At 51.3% G+C, this 18027-nt stretch carries 13 protein-coding genes; 11 read left to right on the plus strand and 2 right to left on the minus strand.

Going from position 1 to position 18027, the window contains the following annotated elements; translation table 11 throughout:
• The first annotated feature begins 2 nt into the window (after positions 1-2).
• From GT019_RS13920 to GT019_RS13930, 3 genes are all read left to right on the plus strand, one after another.
• Complete coding sequence (locus tag GT019_RS13920) at positions 3-488, plus strand: anti-sigma factor family protein (RefSeq protein ID WP_161743780.1); 486 nt, start codon at positions 3-5, stop codon at positions 486-488.
• Between the two features lie 14 nt (positions 489-502).
• Entirely contained in the window at positions 503-1333 is an 831-nt protein-coding gene (locus GT019_RS13925) for a hypothetical protein (RefSeq protein ID WP_161743781.1), read from the plus strand.
• A gap of 346 nt (positions 1334-1679) precedes the next feature.
• Complete coding sequence (locus GT019_RS13930; protein ID WP_161743782.1) at positions 1680-2474, plus strand: class I SAM-dependent DNA methyltransferase; 795 nt, start codon at positions 1680-1682, stop codon at positions 2472-2474.
• Positions 2475-2628: 154 nt separating this feature from the next.
• Here GT019_RS13930 and GT019_RS13935 read toward each other — a convergent pair whose 3' ends face one another.
• Positions 2629-3210, minus strand: a complete 582-nt coding sequence (locus GT019_RS13935; RefSeq protein WP_161743783.1) for a TetR/AcrR family transcriptional regulator — start codon at positions 3208-3210, stop codon at positions 2629-2631.
• 157 nt (positions 3211-3367) lie between these two features.
• On the opposite strand from GT019_RS13935, the gene GT019_RS13940 reads away from it, so the two are divergent.
• Positions 3368-4258, plus strand: a complete 891-nt coding sequence (locus GT019_RS13940) for a ketopantoate reductase family protein (RefSeq protein WP_161743784.1) — start codon at positions 3368-3370, stop codon at positions 4256-4258.
• Between the two features lie 151 nt (positions 4259-4409).
• On the opposite strand, the gene GT019_RS13945 is transcribed toward GT019_RS13940, so the two are convergent.
• Positions 4410-5600: an MFS transporter gene (locus tag GT019_RS13945; RefSeq protein ID WP_161743785.1), complete on the minus strand. Its 1191-nt coding sequence runs from the start codon at positions 5598-5600 to the stop codon at positions 4410-4412.
• A 269-nt stretch (positions 5601-5869) separates the two neighbouring features.
• On the opposite strand from GT019_RS13945, the gene GT019_RS13950 reads away from it, so the two are divergent.
• From GT019_RS13950 to GT019_RS13980, 7 genes are all read left to right on the plus strand, one after another.
• Entirely contained in the window at positions 5870-7318 is a 1449-nt protein-coding gene (locus GT019_RS13950; protein ID WP_161743786.1) for a spore germination protein, read from the plus strand.
• On the plus strand, positions 7318-8421 hold the full coding sequence (locus tag GT019_RS13955) for a GerAB/ArcD/ProY family transporter (RefSeq protein WP_235948054.1): 1104 nt from the start codon (positions 7318-7320) through the stop codon (positions 8419-8421). The genes GT019_RS13950 and GT019_RS13955 overlap by 1 nt, the downstream gene beginning before the upstream one ends.
• Positions 8421-9497, plus strand: coding sequence for a Ger(x)C family spore germination protein (locus GT019_RS13960; RefSeq protein ID WP_161743788.1), 1077 nt, complete (start codon positions 8421-8423; stop codon positions 9495-9497). The genes GT019_RS13955 and GT019_RS13960 overlap by 1 nt, the downstream gene beginning before the upstream one ends.
• 95 nt (positions 9498-9592) lie before the next feature.
• On the plus strand, positions 9593-10870 hold the full coding sequence (locus GT019_RS13965) for a hypothetical protein (RefSeq protein ID WP_161743789.1): 1278 nt from the start codon (positions 9593-9595) through the stop codon (positions 10868-10870).
• Between the two features lie 142 nt (positions 10871-11012).
• A complete protein-coding gene (locus GT019_RS13970) occupies positions 11013-11315 on the plus strand; it encodes an ArsR/SmtB family transcription factor (protein WP_161743790.1) in 303 nt (100 codons plus the stop codon).
• Positions 11316-11562: 247 nt separating this feature from the next.
• A complete protein-coding gene (locus tag GT019_RS13975; RefSeq protein WP_161743791.1) occupies positions 11563-12279 on the plus strand; it encodes an SDR family oxidoreductase in 717 nt (238 codons plus the stop codon).
• Between the two features lie 328 nt (positions 12280-12607).
• Positions 12608-18010: an InlB B-repeat-containing protein gene (locus GT019_RS13980; protein ID WP_161743792.1), complete on the plus strand. Its 5403-nt coding sequence runs from the start codon at positions 12608-12610 to the stop codon at positions 18008-18010.
• The last annotated feature ends 17 nt before the right edge of the window (positions 18011-18027 follow it).

Genomic DNA, 18027 nt, shown 5'->3' on the forward strand with positions numbered 1-18027 from the left:
GAATGGACAAACATCCGGAAGAACAATTGTCGGCCTACCTCGACGATGAGCTGAATCCAGACGAACGCAGGAAAGTCGAAGATCATCTTGCGACATGCGCGTCCTGTCAGGCGCTGCTGGAAGAACTGGCATACACCAAGCAAGATCTCGCGCAGACGTTCAGCCGTATCGAAGCACCCATGGATTTCGAGGCCCGGGTCATGCAAACGATCGGAGATGACAAAGCGCGCTCATACGCAGGCAAGGGGCGGATCGTTGCGCTTTTATTGGGATTGCTGACAATCGGATTATTTTATCTCATGACAGTAGAGGTTGTCGGCAAACTCATGCATGGATGGTTCAAATTGATGATTACGCTGATCTACGCGGCGTCGCATTTCATTCTCAGCGTCCCCGCCTTAACCGGGGGAACGATTGTCCTCTCGTTAATTATCCTTGTGACATCCGTTGTCTCGCTCAGGCGGCTGCTTCAAGCCTCAGCTAATTGAAGGGGATGGTCGGATTGAGAAAACTAACCTGCGCCTTTTGCGGCTTTATGCTCCTCCTGCTGCTCATCCCGGGTTTGGCATCGGCGACAAGCATTTTCGAGCATCAGCATACAACCGTTCCCGCAGGGCAAACCGTCGACGACGTGTACGTCGTGGGAGGCGATGCCGATATCCTCGGCCAAGTAGAAGGCATCGTTGTCGTCGTTAATGGCAACCTGCATCTAGGCGGCACGGCCAAGATTACCGGCGTGATTGTCGTAATAGGAGGGAAGGTGAACCAAGATCCGGGAGCCTCGATAGGAGACGATATCTATGACCTTTCGCTGGATGGCGCGACGCAAAACAGTCTTCTGACCGGTGGCGGAATCGCACTGAGCCTATGGGCGCTGCAGCTCGCCGGAAGCCTGCTTTTAGTTCTGATCCCCGTCCTAATCAGGGTTCTCGGCAAACAAAAAACAGCCGCTTTTATCGATCGATATCAGATCGAAACCATGGGACGGCTCTTATATACCGGTTTGTTAAGCGGCTTGGTTATTGCGGCCTTAAGCGCGTTGCTGCTCGTTACCGTGATCGGCATTCCGATCTTGGTTCTGATGCTGCTCGTGCTTCTCATCGCGTTGGCAATGGGAATAACGGTGATCAGTTATCGAATAGGCGAAATGATCAAGGGATCGGAGCACATGCCCGATTGGTTGAAAGTCCTTATCGGCGCCAGCATGCTAGCCGCTTTTTCGAGCATACCCCTGATTGGCTGGATGCTCTTGTCGGCCGCTGGATTGATCGCTTTGGGAATATGCACGCAATGGCTTGCAGGGAAACGAAACAAAATAAAAAAGAAAACGTAACCGCTGGTCTGGAATCGAAGCCGACTTTAAAGGAAATGCATCGGAGCATTTCCTTTTTTTTAGTTGCTACACTGTACGGGCAACTTCGGCTTTACGAGAAACGTCCCGTACAGTTTGATTACAATCGTTTATAACCTAACATGATGGCTGGGAAATAGCTGGAAACCATGCTATGGTAAAACCATCCCAGGGAAAGCGAGTGATCGCCATGACTTCAGCACCCTTAATTTCGGTTTCGTGAGCGCAGCCAAATGGTTTGGCGAATATCGCAACGGTAGCGATGGAACGACTTGACGGGTAGGTATCGCGATTGATTTTCACCCACTATCAGGGAGGTCATCCGACTATGCAAAGACCCCGAATATGGCACTATGGCCTTGTCGCGCAATCGTGGGCGAATGCCACCGAAGCCGGTCCGGAAGGGGCGTACTTCAAGAAGCTGATCGAGACGTCCGGACAACCGGCGCTTGATCTGGGCTGCGGCAGTGGACGCTTGCTGCTTCTTTTGTTGCGGGATGGTCTGGATGTGGACGGCTGCGACTACTCCGAGGATATGCTCGCCGTCTGCCGGGAGCGAGCAGCCAAGCAAGGCCTTTCACCGCGGCTCTATGCGCAGGCCATGCACGAGCTGGATTTGCCCCGGCGCTACAGGACGATATTTGCCTGCGGGGTGATCGGTCTCGGCGGGGAGCATCGTCTGACGATGCAGGCCATGCAGCGATGCCATGAGCATCTGCGTCCAGGCGGCGCGTTCGCATTCAACTATGCGGTGCGATGGAACGATCCGCCTGCTTGGATGGCGAGGTTGCCCGAGTACAGGCATGCTGAACGCGAGGAATGGCCCGCATCCGGCGAGCGCCAGCGCTTGGCCGATGGCACGGAGCTGGAAGTAGCTGCCCGGTCGCTTGAGACAGATCCGTTGGAGAACGTTGCCACCCGTCAGATACGAGCGCGGCTGTGGCACGAAGGAAACCTGATCAAGGAGGAAGTTCACACGCAACGGTTGGATGACTATACGAAGAACGAGTTGGTGTTGATGCTTGAGCGCGCGGGCTTCGGCGACATACGGATCTTTGGGGATTTCAGCGACGAGCCCGCTAACTCCGACCACCATGAACTGATCTTTATCTGCCGAAAATAAAATCGGGCCCAAGACCGGCGGACTCATGCCGAAACCGCGGCAGCAGCTGTCGGCGGACAAGAACATATGCCTATTAAGATCCGCGCGTAGCGCGGCTTTTTTGTTTTAGCCATTGGGACAAGAAGATTTGCCATGGGTAACGAAACGTCGAATCTCATCGCTCGCGATACGAACCCAGACCGTTCATTACGTAAGGACGAACAATATTGACGAGTAAATCCGCTCGATCCTGTTCCCCATCCGTTAACCAACGATATGCGGCACTATAGATCGTCGAGCTTGTCATGGCGGAAAGGATCTTAATATGATCGCAGGTTGGCAATCGGCGGTTATCTTCATTTAAGAATATGCCCTCGATCGTTTGCTCCAACATGTTCTTTATTTTTTCATCGACGTGCGAAGCGATCGACTTGGAATCCATTCTGCATATTCGATAAAAATCTACCATGTAGCCATAGGTCATCAAGATCAATTGTTCGCATCGTTCTGCCGTGAATGCCTTCGCCAACTTCACTTCTTCGGGGATCATCGCGTGAAAAGCCTGTTCAATCGTCTCGTCAAGCAAGGCATATTTATCTACATAATGATCATAAAAGGTAGCGCGGTTAATCGTGGCATGCCGAGCGATATCCTTTATGGAGATTGCATCGAATCCTTTACTCCGCAGCAATGCACGGAATGCATCCCTGATTAACTGTCGTGTACGCAATACCCTTGGATCCTGCAAATTCACCACATCAAACCCCTTCTAAAACATCAGATAGCCTCGCGTGTTGTTTAAGCTGCTCTCCGCAACATCTGCGGGTTGAATTCATGCGCGCGCGGTATTACTATCATAAACAGCAGGTGTTGCTTAAGCAAACACTGACTATTTAGCTGAAGGAAGGATCCTGATGGGCATTAGACAACATAGGCTCTTGATCTTTGGTGCTGGCGTGATTGGCAGTGTCTACGCGCTCCGATTTGCACGGTACGGACTGGACGTAACCGTGTTGGCACGCGGAAAGCGATTCGATGAGCTGACACGGAACGGACTGCGATACAACGAGAATGGCACGATCAAGCAATTGCCGATCAAGGCGATAGATAAGCTGGAAGACGATGACGTCTACGATTACATTTTTGTTCCCGTACGATATGATCAGGCAGAATCCGCCTTAACCGCGATGAAGAACAATCAGAGCAAGACCATCGTCACCTTGACCAACACCATGGGCTATGACCGTTGGTTGGCAATCGTGGGCGATCGGTTGCTCCCTGGCTTCCCGGGTGCCGGCGGAGACATGAAAGAGGATGTTCTATACGCCCGATTCGGATCGGAAAAACATCAAGGAACCATCTTTGGCGAAATAAATGGCCTGGTAACCGAACGAGTAAAAAAACTTGCCACCATACTTGAAGCGGCGAATTTGCAATACGACATCCAAGACAACATTTTGGCCTTCCATATCTCTCATACTGCTTTGGCTATCGTCAACAAGCATTTCTACGCAGAAGACGGCATGGTGGATGTAGAGACAGCGAGAAGCGAAAGCATTCTGCGCAGGATCGCAGCCGATATCAAACAGAACATTCAACTGGTCGAACGCGCCGGAATACCGGTAATCCCGCCCGAAACGAAGGCGATGGGGGAATTGCCGGACGAGGCTATTATTTCGCGTTACCGTCAGATGTTGAGTAATGACTTTATCATCGACGTTAAGCTTGGCACTCACGCCGTAAATCAAAAAGCGGAAATCATGTTGTTGGAGAAGACGTTTCGCGAAGCGATGTCGCAAGGTTAATCGTAATGCTTTACATGAAGGTCTTCTCATGGAGGTCTTCCAAGTCTACTTTATGAAGTTTCATCTATCTTAAAAAGCGACAGCCTAGGACTTAATTCTCGTCCCTGGCTGTCGCTTTTCAATTTCTGGCGGTTCGACGAAATCAAATTAATCAAGCAGCGGCTTTAGTGACGGCATTTGCTTTGGCTTTACGCGTAAGCGAGATGAAGAACAGGGTGGCAAGAAACCCAAGGGCCAAGAAGACGATTCCGGACCACATGATACTGCGCGTCCCCAAGCCGCTAATGAATGCTCCGCCAACGAATGTACCGATCGTGACTCCGAGATTGGCGAAGGCAACAAACAACCCGTTCGAAAAGTCAGGCGCTTCGGGAGCGGAAGAAGTGATCATATATTGCGATATGTTAAGACCGAAGGTAAACAGCACGCCCCATAAAGCGATGAAAGCAATCATCGGGACGGTAAAGGCACCGAACAAGAACAGGATCAAGTAAGTGGCCACAAAGATGAACGGGAATATAAAGGCTGTCTTCAATGCGTTGTTCGACAGCAGCTTTCCGGCGAGCAAATTACCTGCAATGCCTGTCAAACCGAAAAGCACAAGCATCACGGTTATCATGTCCGAAGACATGTTCGTTACGCGTTCGAGGTATTCGGCAAAAAAGCTAAACGTTGCATACATGCCCGAAAGGATGAAGATCGCGCTGAATATGGCCGCCCAGACCCTTCCCTTCTTCAGCACGCGAACTTGACTGCCATAGGATTGTTTTTCTTTAACGGGTTGAGAGGGGACAAAGATAAGAATCGCCAGAAAAGTCAATGCATTGACGACGGCGAAAAATAACATCGCGATATCCAGGTTCGTTGCGCTTGCGATGAAGGAAGTGATCGGAGTACCGATAACCATCCCTGCGGTAACCCCCATGAATACACGGCCGATCGCTTTAGGAACTTGATCTTGGCTGACCGAGGAAGCGGCGGAAGTAAAGGCGACCGAAAAATAAACGGGATGAAAAAATGCCGGAACGATGCGAGCGATCAAAGCGACGGTGAAGTTAGGCGCGAATATGGACACGACGTTACTGACCACGAATAGGCCAATAACCAGGAGCATGACGCTCTTGCGGTTAAATCCGGAAAACATCAGCGGTAAAAATGGGCCGGATATGGCAACGGCAAGCGCAAAGAGACTGACCAGCAAGCCGGCCGTAGAAACGCTTATGCCAAAGTTATCGGCGATGAGCGGCAAAATTCCGATCACGCCCATCTCGGTATTGATGATTCCGAAAATACCGAATGCCAAGATTAAAATGATAAATGCCTTTGATTTATTTGCAGCCAAGTTAAGCTCAACTCCTATTTTTTATATTAGAGCCCGGATCCTTCGTTAGCGGTTATCAATAGGGAAGCATATCTCGCTAAGTCAACTGACTTGTCCTCCTTTAGTTAGACGCTTATAAAAGTGTATTATAGTTAGACGCATGTATGAATATAACATCGAGGAGGAAATTCGTCAATTCATGAATGCAAGCAAATCATGCAGGTCTGAATAAGTTCTTCTTCCTGGGAGATAATTATCGTTATGATTGGTAATCAGGAGGCACGAATACCGTGAGTTCGACGTCTAGGATATGGGGGGAATGTCAGGAATCTACCGATTTTGTCAGCTACGAGCACAAAAATAACGATGCGCATTACTTTATTGGCTTTTTTAAAACGCTAGTTGATCCGAAAGCGCTGAATGACCATATTCTTGATTGCGTCACAAAGAATCCCGAGGCCTCTTTAAACGATCTTTATCACTTGATCCCCCTAGCGGAAAAAGAAATCTCCCATGAATCAAATCACGTTAAAAATAAACTCCTGCAAGGCTTTGTAGCCATTCAACAGGGTTTGGATGCCAATGTTTGCCTCTTGGCCGAGGCCGCCTTATTCAAGGGAAGGGATGTCAGCACGCCCGAGATCGAGTTCACCGTGGAAGGTCCGAAGGAAGCATTCGTGGAATCGCTCGGCATTAATCTGTACTTGATTCGAAAACGCATTCCTTATCCCGAGTTTCGCGTCAAAGAACTCGTCGTCGGAAGTATATCGAAGTCGAAAATCGCGATCTGTTATATTGAGGGGCTGACGAATGAGGAGTATCTACATACGGTTAGGCAGCGCATTGAAGACATACAATTCGATCAACTCTCCGACATTACCTTGCTGCAACAAATGATCGAAGATAATTCCAATTCCGTATTTCCGCAGACAATCGGGACCGAGCGACCTGATTACGCTACCTGGGCAATCTCGTCCGGACAGGTTTGCGTTTTGTTGGATGGCTCCCCGATCGCGCTATTCGCGCCGGTGACCCTTGGATCATTTTTCATCTCGTACGAGGACTATTACTTGCCTTGGATCGTGGGCTCGATCGTTAGACTTACCCGCATGCTTTCGGTCGTTTTCTCCATTTTTGCCACGCCTCTATATGTGGCCATGATCACTTACCATGGTCATGGCATCTCGAATATCTATTTGCCCACGCTTATTTCCTCCAGGATTAGCGTTCCGTTTCCCCCTGTAGTGGAAGTGCTCACGATGGAGCTCGTCATTGAGCTGTTAAGGGAAGCCGGCGCCAGATTGCCCAATAAAATCGGACAAACAATCGGCATCGTCGGAGGTATCGTGCTTGGAACCGCCGCAGTCGAGGCATCGATAACAAGCAATTTTTTGTTGATAATCGTGGCTTTATCGGCCCTTGCCTCATTCACGACACCTATTTATCGAATGAGCGCCACGATACGCATACTTCGGTTTCCTTTTATCATCTCGGCTCAACTATGGGGGATATTGGGGATTGCCATCTGCGGCTTTGCCGTAATTACTCATCTCTTGCGTTTAACGTCTCTCGGCATGCCCTACTTAGTGCCGTTCTATCCTTTCCGCCCGTCAGACTTATACGATAGCGTGATCCGAGCTCCATACACGAATTTCAACCGTCGATTTAGTTTTTTCAGATCAACCAACCCCATAAGGTTCGACAAGCACAAAAAAGCAAGGAAAGATATCGACGAGTGATGGCGGGTGGATATGAATTGCGCAGCGTACAAAATGAACGATTAACGGTCTCGCCTTACCTTGCTCTCGTCTTGATTCACTCTATTCAGTTCGGGCTGGGCTATTTATCGATGTCGATAAAGCCGGTTCAATTCGCTGGACACGACGCCTGGATTTCCGTTCTTCTGACCGGCATCGGTTTTCACATCATCATCTGGATGATTTATCAACTGCTCAACCGTAATCGTTCGGATATCATCGAAATCCATCGTCAGTTTTTCGGAAAATGGGTGGGAGGCGCGCTGAATTTTCTATTTATCGTTTATTTTTTGATAAATTCCAGTTATCAATTGCGGCTCTTTATCGAAGTCATTCAAGTGTGGCTTTTTCCGGAGCTTGAAACCTGGGCCTTGGCGCTCGTATTGCTGTTGCTCATTTATTACATCGTATCCAGCGGATTCAGAGTGATTCTGGGCATTTGCACATTAAGCCTGGCACAACATACGCTTATCTTTTCCATGTTATTCACGGCGCCTTTTTTTCATTTTGCCAATTTGAAGCCCGTGCTGGATCATTCGTTAAACGACCTCGTACTCGCCGCAAAAGAAATGACCTTTCCCTACATGGGGGTAGAAATCCTCTTGTTCTGCTATACGTTTATCAAAAACCCTGAAAAGTCGCAAAAGTGGGCGCAGATAGGGAATGCAATTACGATGTTTTTTTATCTGCTCGTTATTTTCTTCTCCATCTTGTTGTTTAAATACGAGCAGCTCGCCAAGGAAATTTGGCCGGAATTTACGAAATATAAATTTGTTCATATGCCTTTCATAGAGCGATTCGACTTTATAGGCGCCACATGTTTGATTTTTGGTTTATTCCCAATTAGCTGCTTATTCTTATGGGCTTCCAGCCGTACGATGAAAATAACGTTCGGTACCAGACAGTTGACGGCGTTGGCGATTTTTATCTTGCTCGTGTTCATTGTCGTATGCTGCATACCTAACCGTAAAACAATCGAGTCCGTTCAAATGGGGCTATCCAAAGTCGGACTCGTCATCGTTTATGTCTATATTCCATGCATGTATCTGACCGACCTCGTTCGATGGAAAGCGAGAAGAGCGTGATGAAGCGATCGTTCTTGATCATTTTGGCGTGTTGCTTGCTATTGACCGGATGCGTAAAGCAACAAATTTTAGATCGAGTCAACCTATTTATCGTGTGCGCGTTCGATAAAGCGGTTCGCGAACAAATTGAATTTACGATGGCGGCAACGAAATATCGTTCCAAACAACCCGGTGCCGTTTCGAACAGGCTGCTTTCAAACGTTGGCGAAACGAGCGTGGGAATCAAGGGGTTAATGGATTTACAATTAAGTCGCCCGATCAATACGGGGAAAGTATCCGTCATTTTATTCGGTAAAGACCTGGCAGAGAAAGGAATTTCCAAACAGCTGGATGTGGTATCGCGAGACGCCCAGGCCTCGCAAGTGATGTACTTGGCCATTGTGAATGGAAACGCAAAGGAGTTATTGCATGCCAATTTCAGTTCGGATGAGGAAAAAGGGATGTACTTGTTCAACTTGCTCGATTCCAACGTGAAAAACGGAAGTGTTCCCAGACAAAACTTGCACGAGTTTGAATACGCCTATCTTGGAAAGGGACTCGACCCGTTCTTGCCGCTTCTTCAATTGCAAGGCGAACATGTGAAAATATCCGGTTTGGCATTGTTCAAGAACGACAAGCATGTGGCTTCGCTCAACGAAAAGGAAATGTTTATTTTTAAATTGCTGTACCGCAATCTCCGTCAAGGCACCATTGAGGCTGATTCCGGCAATGGTTCCCGTCTGGCCATGAAAATCGTTCGATCCAAGGTTCGCTATAAGGTGATGAAAGGCATACAGGGTCCCCGTATATCGATAAACCTCAGCATAAAAGGCGAAGTCATAGACGCCATGCAAAATAAGTCTCCCGATCAAAATCTCCAACAAATACGACGACTATTCGAGAAAGATCTTACGAAGAACGGAATGAATCTTATTCATGTCTTTAAAACGGAAAAAATCGACCCGCTCGGATTAGGGGACTTGGTACGGAGCCATACAAGGGGATGGAAGGAAGAGGAGTGGCTGAGGCAATATCCGCAGACAAACGTTGCATTGGACGTAAACGTCGAAGTCGTAGAAACGGGGATTCAAAAATAAGGGCCGCCGATGATCATTGCCCTGAACGTATGTGCGACATGGATTTTTCACATACTCATTAATGATTCGACATTCCGCCATTAGAGGAACCTAACATGCCTCAGCAACCAACCGAACGTTATTCGCACCTGGTCCATAATAATTCTACGAATGCGAGCATCCAGTACCCGATGAACCCGTGGATACCGCTATGGTGGTCGGCCGCATTTCCCGGATACGGTCATTGCATGATCAATAGTCCCTTGATTGGCTTCTCGCTGATTATCTTTGAATTCAGCATCAATAATCTTGCGAAGATCAATCAAGCCATATTTTGTTCCATGCTGGGGGATTTCGAGGGTGCGATTCGAATTATCGATTTACGCTTTTTCTATTTGTATATCGGCGTTTACATTTTTTCGATGTTCGATTCGTACCGACGTTGCGTCGACATGAACAACAATTACGTTTTATCCTTTCGTACGACCGCGTACACCAAGACAACCAAGGCGTCTTCCGGCGCCGTCAATACGCTTCATAAAGTGAGTCCTATGACAGCCACCTATTGGGAAATGATCATGCCCGGGTTAGGCGCGCTGTACTTAAATCATTTGTATTCATTCTTTTTCAGCGTAATCTCATGGGCGGTAACGATCGCCAAGTCGCGTTTGTTCGTGGGAGTATATTACACCTGTATCGGTAATTTCGACAAAGCCAAAGAGGTCGTCGTTCCTCAGTGGTTCCTATTCATACCGTCGATTTATGGCGGATACATATACTTCGCTTACTCGCAATCCGTGATTAATAATATCCAGTACAAGCTTTCGCAAACGCAATTTCTGCGCTCCGAATATCAGAACCCCCGGTTTAGACTTCCATTGCCTCCGGCGGAAGGGAAGCAGTCCATGTATATCGTCGCTTCGTTCGAGCATTCGGTCGCAATTGAATTAGCCTTAACCGAGCTCGAAAAAATGGGCATTTCGAAATCAAACCTCTTCACCTTGCCGCTGCAAGTTCGGAACGAGAAAAAAAGGATCTTTGATAGCGCCCATTACTCCGATGGCGTCAGTTTTATCGATCTTGCCGCGATTTTGGGTTCGGCTCTCATGCTGGTTGGCGGTATTTACGGGTTCGTATTAAAGCAAGGTCCGATTCTTTGGGCGCTGTTCGGACTAGTCTCGGGCGGCGTTCTTGGGTTTCTTATCAAATGGATCTCCGTTAAGAAATTGCCGACGTTAGATCCCTTCGGCAGAACCCGATCATCCGAAATCGTTATGCTGGTCCGGTGCGATGCCGAGGATGACGAGCGAGTCAAAACGATTTTATGGCATAATAAAGCACTCGGCGTTGCAGCGTATAATTCCGAGAACGGAGCTCTTGAGGAAGAACGATAAGACGAGTCGGCGTAGAATCGAGAAGATCGGCCGGCAATGAAGGGAATACTTGTTATTCGCCAAAACTTGCAAAACACAATTAGATGGATATATAATTATATAATCATAAAGGAGATTTCATTTGAACAGGAGGAGAGAGCCGATGCCGGTCTTGACCGAGCCCCAGTTTGCAAGAATTTCACGAGCGCTTGCCGAACCGAGACGCTATCAAATGCTCAAAGAAATTAAAGAGGCCAATCAACCTTTAGCCTGCAGTACGTTGCATGAATCTCATAACGTTAGCGCCGCGACCATATCTCACCACATTAAAGAGCTTGAAATCGCGGGACTGATAACGAGCATACGCGAGGGCAAGTTCTTGAGCTTGGTTTTCCAACCTGAAGTCTTGCAGGCTTACATCGATGAATTATCCGAAGTCCTCATTCATAACCACGTTCAAGCATGAAAGAAAAAAGAAGATCGTAAATTATTCGGCCGGCAAGGCGAGTAATTTGCGATCTTTTTTTCATGAACCAACTAGAATGATACGATTTATACACGTCTAACTATAAAGCATGAAAAGTTTCGTCAAGCCCTGAGCTTGGCTCATTATTTGCGTTCAAATTGCTTTTTGGAGGGATTGACAAACGTATAAACTCTTACTATTATGCTTGTATAACTATCTAACTAATATGGTTTGGAGGAAATTCATTATGTCTCTACAGGGAAAACGTGTTGTTATTATTGGCGGAACATCGGGTATCGGCATGGCGACCGCACAGGCGTTCCTTGCCGAACATGCGAAAGTCGTTATCGGCAGTCGATCCAGCTCTAAGTTATCGGATGCTGTTCAAGCGCTTCATCAACATGTCGAAGCGTACGAGCTGGATTTTCGTCATTTAGATGACGTCGCCAATTTCTTTGGTAAGGTCGGTGCTTTTGATCATTTAGTCGTAACGGCGGGCGAAGGCGCGATGGGCGACTTTCGCGAATTACCGATTGCGGAAGTCAGAAATGCTTTTGAAAGCAAGTTCTGGGGACAGTACCATACCGTTCGAGCCGCGATCCCGTACTTGAACGAAGCAAGTTCCATTACTCTGACTTCCGGCGTGTACGGCAAGAAGCCGCCTAAAGCTGCATCCACGCTGGCAGCAATCAATTCGGCTGTCGAAGGACTAATGAGAGGGCTAACGTTAGATCTCGCTCCGATCCGGGTTAACGTCGTTTCCCCTGGGCTAGTGGATACGCCTCTATATGCAGGAATGACGGAAGAGCCGCGTACCGGCTTGTTCAACCATGTCGCGGGGCAATTACCGGTAGGAAGGATCGCGCAACCTTCAGATATTGCATCTACGTACGTATATCTCGCGAAAAACGGATTTACCACAGGTTCCGTTATCATGGTTGACGGTGGAGCAATATTATCATAAAGCCTTTCATGGACGAGACTGCCACCTATACGGTCGGCGGTCTTTTTTTTGTACCCGCAAAAAAGTGCAAATGAACGACGTGTGTATTCGATAAAGCGGCTGAAGCATTCTCGTCGATAAGCCATAGAAAGTAAACGAAAGGCAATAAAATACAATTTTTACTGCCGTTAGAATGTGTTACTTTATACGCACCGGGCCCGACGTCGAAAGTCAAGCGTCGCCAACCTCGCGGAAACAGGGCTATGTTTCTTATGCATTTTGCCAGACGCGCGTGGGACCACCAGTTTGAAGAGGGGGAATGATGATGAAACGCAGGCTATTGGCAGTTATGATTGTCGTAATCATGATGTTGTCGACGAGCATTCCGATCCCGGCTTTTGCAGGCACAGCGGCAGGGATCGACGTGTCCGTGACTGCGGATAAAACATCCGTGGAACCGGGCGATACGGTAACCTATACGGTCGTCGTGTCCAATAACGGCAGCAAGGGTACCTACAACAATATCGGCATCGTCGCGGGAGAGCACGCCTGGGACATCAAACAGATCAAAAAAGGCAAGTCGCAAACCTTTGCCTTTACGGCTGCCTATGACGAGCCGGGAGCATACACGCTTATCGGCAAAGCGCTGGACAAAAAAGGCGGCCTGATCGCCCAGTCCGGCCAGCTGACCGTTCAGGTGACGAGCCCTGCCGCCGACGACGGATGGGTCACCATAGGCGACAGGGAGGTCGTCGACGTGGAAAGATCCTGGCTGGGCGAAAAAGGCGAGGATACGACGCCCGGCAACCCGTATCTGCTGTTCCGCGGATACGAGACCTATAAGGACTTCAAGACGTTCGACCAGATCAGCGCAGCGAGTCCGTCCGGCTATTGGCCCGTACTTAGCCAGGACGACAAGCTGATCCCGAACGGCAATACCGACAAGGTCTGGAGATCGGGAGCCGGAGCAGCATGGGATACGAACAGAACCCTCGAGATCGAGCTTAAACAGCGTCATGATCTGGATGAGCTCTGGTTCTTTGACGGCGGCGCGTATCGCCCCTCGGCGTATTGGAACTTTACGGATCCGGATCATCCGGTTCCCGACGTCCCGGACGATCCGGAAGGCGCGGGCAGCAAGTGGGAGGTCGTCGGCGGGTCTATCAATGTGTACGGCTATCTGGAAGACGAGCAGCGGTACGAGCTGCTGTTCTCCTACGATATGAACAATTCTGACAGCTGGGTGCAGGCAGATCTCCATGATCTCAGCGGCTTCGCCAATCATACGAACCTCTCCTACGATCAAATCAAGCGAGTCTCGAAAATCAAAATCGAGAAGGTGAGCGAGGATAAATACCACTGGTGGGAAGGCGCCGACGTCTACCGAAATTTCGACACCGACGTAAACCTTTCGAGCTTTGTCATGGTCGGCGAGCCGATCACCCGCAGCAAGGTGGCGGCGGTGCAGCGCCCTTGGCTGGGCAACGACGGCAAGGCCGAAGGCGACGGATCGCCTTACCTGCTGTTCGACGGATACGAGCACTACAAGGACTTTACGACGTTCGAGCAGATCAGCGCAGCGGCCCCGAACGGCTACCGGCCCGTGCTCAGCGACGAAGAGAAAGCGCTTCCAACCAACGACAGCGTATGGAGAACGAGCGAGGGCGGCAGCAATACGCTGGAGATCGCGCTCAATCAGAAGCATACGCTGCAGGAGATCTGGTTCTTCGACGGCGCGGCGTACGGCGCCACATCGGACGCCATACCGGACCAGACCAGCGAATGGCAGGTCGCCGGCGGTTCCGTCAAGGTGTCCGCTTATGCGGATGACCATTACGTGGAGCTGTTCACCTACGCGATGAACAACGACGACGGCTGGGTGCGCATGGACCTCGCCAGCCCCGCCAGCTTCGGCGGCGGTTACGACTACGACGAGATCAAGAACGCCTCGAAGATCAAAATCGAAAAGCTGAGCGGCGGTACGTACAAATATAAGAATTTCGCGGACGATATCATTACGGTCGACCGCGACGTCAACCTGTCCGAGTTCGTTATGCTCGGCCTGCCGCTTGAACCGCTGATCGCGGATACCGGCAAAAGGGACATCGTACCGATCGACTGGAACAAAGAACCACAGACGGTACCCGACTTCGATATTGACTTCGGCACGTTTGTCGGCACCAACAGCTTCTTCAATGATCCCGACCTGGGTGGCAACGTCGTCCCGGTCAGCGGAACGACGAGAGAATACCACACTTGGGCCTGGACGGAATACATGGCCGGAAACGACGCGGGCGCAGGCGACAACGATCCTCGCATGATTGACGATCCGGAAAGGCCGCTGGTGGCGTTCGCCAACACTTGGGGCAGTTTTGACGCTTTCTACCGAAACATGAAGGCCGCCGGCGCAATCGTATATCTGTGCCTGCAGAATCTGCATGTCGGGGACGCCGAGCGAACGGATCCCGCGTACAACATGCCCAATTACCAGGGCGACGGGGACAAAGAGAACCCCAATTCCTATCTGGGCCACGCCATGAGCTTATGGCAGCACGTCGCTAGATACGGAAGCGCCAAGAGCACGGAGGAGGGCGGCACCATCGATCCGGATCTGGTGCACGTCGCCCCCGGCACCTCCAAGGAAATCGGGTTGAACCTGATCGAGACGTATGAGAACGGCAACGAATTGAACCTCAAGGGCGTGAGCGGCTACGAGTTCGCGGCCATGACGAGCGCGGACTACGACGGCCACATGAATTCCATGAAGTCATGGCTGCACGATACGGACATCGATGTGAACGCGCGGAACGGGAATTACATCTATACCGAGAAGGCCACCGGCAAGCCTTACTCCGGCGTGGGCATCAAGAACGCCGACCCCAATGCCAAGCTGTCCATAGCGGGCGTCGGCGGCCTCGACCTCAAGTTCTTGGAAGAGATGACGGAGTGGTTCCTGACCTACAGAACGCCGGACGATTACCTGGATATCAACTATTTCTTCGACGGGGGGTCGTATTACCGGAAACACGATACCGAGAAGAATAAGCCCTACACCAGAGAAGAAGCGCTGCTCGGAGAGGAACACCCCGAGGAACCGGGCAACTTCCTGTACCGGTTCGAGCAGTTCCCGGTAGACGTACTGAACGTGCACCACTATGCCCCCGACTCCAAGGACGTCGCGAACGGCAGGCCGATCGGCGGCGTGGCGCCCGAGGAAGACCAGTGGACCAAGCAGACGTGGAACCAGGACGTTCCCCTCGAGTACGGGATGAAGTGGGTCATGAATCTTCGCGCGCTGTATTATCCCAATGCCGAGGTATGGCTTTCCGAGCTGGGCTGGGACAGCGCCCAAGGCACGGCGACCACCGCCAAAGCGAATCAGGATTATTATCCCGGCGTCAACGCCGAGCTCGAATTGAATCCCGCTCTTTATCCCGGCTTCCCCGGCAAGAACGATCCGGCTACCTTGCAAAACGTCGTCGGCGGTTTTGAGATGCAAGGCCGTTGGATGGTCAGGGAATTCCTGCTTCTGTCGTCGTGGGGCGTGGATCGCGCCCAGCAGTTCATGCTGCGCGGTTCAGGAACGGGTACCGCCGGGAAATTCAATACCAGCGGGTATCTGGATACCCAAGACGTGCTCGGCGAGGGTCCGAACGCCAAGAAACCCGCATGGTACTACGTCGCGACCATGCGCAGCTTGCTGGGCGACATGCGCTTCGAGAAGGAAGTGGAGACCCCTGCCTATACCAAAAAAGTAGAACCGTGGGATCCGTCGGGCAACGCTTTCACCAATAACGATACCACGCCCGAAAACGCGCTGAACGTTCTTCAATTCGGCTTCGACGACAAGAACGCCGGGAAAGACGAGCAAGACAAGAATAACGGCAAGGGTTACGCGCTCTGGCTCGGAACCTCGAAGGGGGATATTGACGGCAACTACGTGGATTACGAGCTGGATCTGTCCGCCATACCTCAAGCGGATATCGAGGACGTAAGGCTGGTCGAGCTGGTGCGCAATAGCGAGACCGGTTCCTCGACATCCATAAAGTCTCGGCTATCCGACGGAAAGGTGACCGTAAGAGTCACGGAAAAGCCGGCGTTCGTCATGGTGACCACGGGCGATAATCCGGCGCCTGCGGCGCACAACGTGACGATCGGCCAGACGGCGAACGGAAGCGTGACATCGAATAAAGCTCAGGCGACAGCGGGCGAGCTGGTTACCCTCACCGTTGCTCCGAATCCCGAATACAACATGCAACCTGGCTCGCTCAAGGTCAACGGCAGCGCCGCCGGCCTGACCAGCCTTGGCGATAACAAGTACCTGTTCGCCATGCCGGACGAGGATGCCACCGTGACGGTTTCGTTCGTTGCGATAGAGGCCGGCGACGGATACGCCGTTCTGTACGACGAGAACTTCGACGCCGACGTCAGTGTCGGCGGAGGAGCATGGGCCGGCGACAGAGCGGCGATTGTCGACCGTCCGGGGGGCGGCAACGGAGACAAGGCGGTTGCCATTACGCAGGGCGCCGGCAATAACCTGTACCAATTACCCGGGATCTCCTATAAATCGGGCGTCGACTATACCCTTGAATATGACTTCAGGGGCGACAGCGGCATCGACGGAACCAGCTTTTATTTGAACGACGGCCAACGGCTGTTCGACGGCGACGCCCCGGTGGACGGCATGATGAATGTGCGTTCGGCCAGCACTTGGAGCGCGAAGACATATACCCAAAACCAATGGCATCATTTCAAATTGCAGTTCAGGCACGACGGCGTGAAATGGACGTTTACGCTCTATATCGACAACGTCCTGATGGCCGACGGCCCGGTCGCTAGCGCCACCGCTACCGGGAGCCAGACGGCGAAGCTGAAGAACGGCTACCTTAGCGATGAAGGCGGCAAAGCGTACTATGACAACTTCTTGCTCTATCAGGGTCGGCGGGAGGGCGTGAAGACGCCGCACGGCATCGCGGTACCCGGCGAGATCGCCGGAGGCTCGGTCACCGCGGACAAGGCAACGGCGGCCGAAGGCGAGAACGTCACGCTGACCATAGCCCCGGAGGACGGCTACACGCTGTCCTCGCTCAAGATCAACGGCGTGGAGCAGACGACAGCCGGCGGCAGCCACGTATTCCTGATGCCCGACGAAGACGTCGTCGTAACGGCTGCGTTCGAGGACCTTGAGGTTCCATACGCAGTCTTGTACGAAGAAAACTACGATTCGCGCAGCGCTCCGGGCGAGGTTGCCGGATGGGCCGGCACCGGCAGCGCGATTGTCGCCGCTCCGGGCGGAGCGGGCGGCAAGGCGCTCGAGATCACGCAAATCGACGGCAATAGCTTGTATCAATTCCCGGCGCTCGCGTTCGAGCAGGGAATCGGCTACACCTTGGAATACGACTTCATGGGCAGCGGCGCGAGCACCGGAAACGCGCTCTATAACGGGTGGAGCGAGAGATTCTATGACAGCGACGGCGGCAGCGACGCGAGCAAGCTGCATCTGCGCATGTGGCAGAGCTGGGTGACAAGTTCGTATACCAAAGACGCGTGGCATCATTTCAAAGCGGAGTTCAAGCACGACGGCGCGAAGCGGAGCGTAAGGATCTTCCTGGATGGCGTGCTCGTGGACGAGAACGATGTGAACGGCGCGGTTTCTCTTAACCAGCAGCTGATGTTGAAGGTCGGCGGGGCCGGCGGTCAAAACTATTTCGACAACGTCGAGCTCTACCAAGGCGAGAAGCCGGCGGTGTAGGAGCTACGGGAGAGGTG

The sequence above is a fragment of the Paenibacillus glycinis genome (genome assembly GCF_009909185.1).
Lineage (GTDB): Bacteria > Bacillota > Bacilli > Paenibacillales > Paenibacillaceae > Paenibacillus_Z > Paenibacillus_Z glycinis.